Genomic DNA, 539 nt, shown 5'->3' on the forward strand with positions numbered 1-539 from the left:
AGTGACAGAATCTTGCCAATACCTGGTACAGTTTTAAGTAGTTCTAGATACACTGGATTATGATTTTTGGCTTGTTTTTCAATGAACCATTCAACTTGAGCGAGTTCTTTGGCATAGCAATCAAGCAGCGCCATATCTAAATCAATGTTGCGCTGCACGATAGGGTCTTGATACTGCTCACGAAGTTTTTGTCTTGCTGAAATATTTTTAAGATTTAACTCAGTGGCAGGCAAGTTGTATTGGCTGTTGGTGTTAACCACATGACCTTTGAGCATGGCACCGTGACGAACAATTTTCATTCGTCGACGTAATAGGTCACGTGCAGCGCGCATTTCACTTGGATAATCATAAGCTATAGGAAAGTTACCACCACGCAGTAATGAGGCAATTTTAAAGGAATCGACTTTATCATTTTTGGTTTTACCGCCGTGAATCGCCTTCATATAAAGCGCATGACCTAGTACAAAATCAATCCCAAGTTCAGCACACCAATCTGACACCCAATACCAGCAATGCATGCACTCAACGCCGACAATCAC

At 41.6% G+C, this 539-nt stretch carries 1 protein-coding gene; it reads right to left on the reverse strand.

Annotation, left to right across the window (positions count from 1 at the left end; genetic code table 11):
* A partial coding sequence (locus H5123_RS20385; RefSeq protein WP_182699098.1) for a transposase occupies positions 1 to 539 on the reverse strand: 539 nt, incomplete at both ends.

Source organism: Shewanella sp. SR43-4, assembly GCF_014163845.1.
Taxonomy (GTDB): Bacteria; Pseudomonadota; Gammaproteobacteria; order Enterobacterales; family Shewanellaceae; genus Shewanella; species Shewanella vesiculosa.